This window comes from Phyllobacterium sp. P5_D12 (assembly GCF_054049495.1).
The window spans coordinates 1-3307 of the sequence record NZ_JBFUMG010000495.1 but is presented as its reverse complement, the minus strand read 5'-3'; the positions used below and the strand labels follow the sequence as shown (position 1 = coordinate 3307).

Annotated in this window: 3 protein-coding genes; 1 reads left to right on the top strand and 2 read right to left on the bottom strand. The window is 58.1% G+C overall.

Annotated elements, in window-relative coordinates:
- Positions 1-34: 34 nt before the first annotated feature.
- Complete coding sequence (locus ACXJ5O_RS22390; protein WP_457301818.1) at positions 35-1126, bottom strand: polyamine ABC transporter substrate-binding protein; 1092 nt, start codon at positions 1124-1126, stop codon at positions 35-37.
- Between the two features lie 177 nt (positions 1127-1303).
- Positions 1304-2245 (bottom strand): DMT family transporter, encoded by a 942-nt coding sequence (locus ACXJ5O_RS22385; RefSeq protein WP_457301817.1) that lies wholly within the window; start codon positions 2243-2245, stop codon positions 1304-1306.
- A 249-nt stretch (positions 2246-2494) separates the two neighbouring features.
- On the opposite strand from ACXJ5O_RS22385, the gene ACXJ5O_RS22380 reads away from it, so the two are divergent.
- Positions 2495-3091, top strand: a complete 597-nt coding sequence (locus ACXJ5O_RS22380; protein WP_457301816.1) for a L,D-transpeptidase — start codon at positions 2495-2497, stop codon at positions 3089-3091.
- Positions 3092-3307 lie beyond the last annotated feature (216 nt).

Genomic DNA, 3307 nt, shown 5'->3' with positions numbered 1-3307 from the left:
ACCCCGGCATCGGCTGCCGGGGTCTTTGCAGGATTTACTGCCCTGTGACCACCTTCGTCCAGAGCCGCGTCACCACGCGCTGGATTTTCGTATCGTAAGGCGTGACGGTGAACAGTTTCTTGAGCGTCGCTTCATCCGGATACACTTCCGGATTCTCGAGGACCTCCTTGTCCATCACCGCTTGAGACGCCTTGTTGCCATTGGCATAGGACACGAAATTCGAGGCCTTTGCCGCAACATCCGGCTTAAGCATGTAGTTGATGAATTCGTGCGCTTCCGCAACGTGGGGCGCATCGGCGGGGATTGCCATCAGGTCAAACCACATCTGGGCACCCGCAGCCGGAATTGCATAGGCTACATTGACTCCGGCCTTGGCTTCTTCGGCGCGTGTCTTGGCCTGGAGTATATCGCCAGAATAGCCGAGCGCGAGGCAGATATCACCATTGGCAAGGGCGTTGATATATTCGGAAGAATGGAACTTGCGGACATAAGGGCGGATCGACTCAAGCAGCGCGCCCGCCTTGGCCAATTCATCCGGATCCTTGCTGTCGGGGTTGAGACCGAGATAGGCAAGGGCGGAAGGCATGACGTCGGAGGCCGAATCAAGGATGTGAATACCGCAATCCTTGAATTTCGCCGCCACTTCAGGCTTGAACAGCACGTCCCATGTCGGCTTCTCATCTGAGCCGAGAATGGCTTTCATCTTGTCAACGTTATAGCCGATACCTGTCGTACCCCACATGTAGTCAACCGAATACTCGTTGCCGGGATCGTAGGTGGCGATGCGCTCATTGATCATATCCCACGTGTTGGAAAGGTTCGGAAGCTTGGATTTGTCGAGCTTCTGGAACACACCCGCCGCAATCTGGCGCTGCAGGAAGTTGGCGGTGGGGACCACCACGTCATAACCGGTACCGCCGGCGAGAAGCTTGGTTTCAAGAATCTCATTGGAGTCGAAGGTATCGTAGACGACCTTGATGCCGGTTTCCTTGGTGAATTCTTCAAGGATCGCCGGATCGATGTAGTCAGACCAGTTGTAGATATTGACGACGCGGTCTGCCGCCCAAGCGGAACTGGAAATTCCGAGCGCGAGAGCGGCCGTCAACAGAGCGGTTTTGATACCCATTTAGTTCTCCATGATGCTGGCACTAATACTTTGATTGTGCCGAGGTTCCCGTGATTAGCCCTACCTTTTTAGATTGCGAAGGGTTCGTCAACTGGCTTCAGGCAACACTTTCATTGAAAATTGCGCAAGTGCGAAATTTTCAATGATGCAACGCAGTTGTCGTGCGGAGAATCGCGACTAGCGGACGACCGCCGCCACGCGCTTTTGACGCCGATATTCCCAGCCGAGATGCATAAGCAGTGCGCACAGGATGACGGCGCCGCCGATGATCGTGCGCGGAGCCGGAACCTCGTTGTGCAGGAGCCAGACCCAGACCGGGCCGAGCACAGGTTCGAGCGTGCTGATCAGCGCGGCCAACGCCGAAGGAATGAGCCGGGCGCCGCTGACGAAGAACGCGAGGCCGAGGCCGAGATTGACCGCGCCGAGTGCAAAGAGCAGGCCGAAATCCCGCACGCTCGTGCTGAACTCGCCGGCCATCGTCGAGGCCACGCAAGCGGCGATGACCACGCCGAGAAAGACCGCCGGCGTCATGCGCAGATGCGCCTTGCGGCGGGTGATGACAGTGGCGATGGCGAACGAGATGGCGATCAACAGCGCCAGCATATCGCCGATGGGCGAAACCTCCCCATCGAGCGAATCCGAAACCATGATGGCCACGCCGGCGATCACCACGGCAATGGCGATCCATGTGGCGGAACTGATGCGCTCGCGGAACAATATCCATGAAATCAATGCCGCGAAGAGCGGCACGCCCGCCTGCAGCAGGAGCACATTGGCGACCGTCGTATAGGACAGCGCGATGATGAAGCAGGATGAGGCGATGGCGAAGCAGATAGCGACGCCGAGGCCGGCCAGCCCCATATGCTGAAACAGCCGCCATGTGCCGCGCGGCCCGTCGCGCACCAGCATGAAGCACAGGAGAAACAGCGCGGCGAAGACAGAGCGCCAAAAGACGATCGTCCAGTTGTCATTGGCTTCAACGAAGCGCGTGAGCGCGCCGCCGGTGCTCCAGGCGATCGCCGCGCCCGCCACCAACAGACAACCGATCGCAGCCTCCGAGGAGGTCTTGGCAGGATCGGGCCCGGCGACGGGCGGCAGGGGCACGGCGGAGATACTCATGCACGCGACAATGCCAAGCTTGTGGCAAAGGTTAAGTCTGGAAAACGACTGTTGATTGTCGGTTTAACGGCACCGCCACAGGTGTTCAGCTGTGATCGTGCCTTTTCAGCYTCGGCTTTTTCAATGGCACCTGATCAGCGGGTATCCGAGCTTGTTGTTCATAGTCGATCGCCGCGATCTACGAGACTTGGCCGAGAACTCCTGCGATGTTAGGGTGGCCGCGAATGTGTCGACTGGTTGGGGCAACAAATGATCAATGGAAAAGTTACGCGCCGGGGGCTGATGCTTGGCGGTCTGGCAATGCTGACCTCCGGATGCGGGTCCGGGATGCGCCAGGCGATGTCGCCGATTTCATCGGCCTTTGCCATACCACAAGGCATGGATCCCCGTTTGCGGCGGCAGGAGGTGGCGTATCAAGGGAGCGAGGCGCCCGGGACGCTCGTCGTCAACACCTATGAACGTTTCCTCTATGCAGTCCAGGACGGCGGGTCGGCTACGCGCTATGGGATCGCCGTCGGCGAGGAGGGACTGACGCTCAAGGGTAGAGCGACGATCGAGCGCAAAGAGGAATGGCCATCCTGGATGCCCACTGCAAGCATGATCAAGCGCAAGCCGCGACTGGCGCAATATGCCGGTGGGGTCCCGGGCGGACCAAACAACCCGCTTGGTGCGCGGGCGCTTTATCTCTACCGCGGCGGACGTGACACCTATTTTCGTCTGCACGGCACAAATGAACCTTGGTTGATCGGACAAGCCGTCTCGAACGGGTGCATTCGCCTGACGAACGAAGACATCCTTTATCTTTATGACAACACGCCCTTGGGAACGCCGGTGCTGATCGTCTGAATATCCCGGCTGGACCGCCCTGTTGCAAACTAGACACACTTGTTGTGCGTTTACCTTACCAAGCTCTAGTCATCGCACCTATTTGTGCTACTCTACCATTGGTAGTACTCTACCGTCGGTCACCTACTCGCCTTTGAGGGAAAGGAAATCTGATGAGCAGGATTCTATTCGCTGTAGTTTGCACTTTAACCGTTGCCAGCCTAAGCGCGTGTGGGA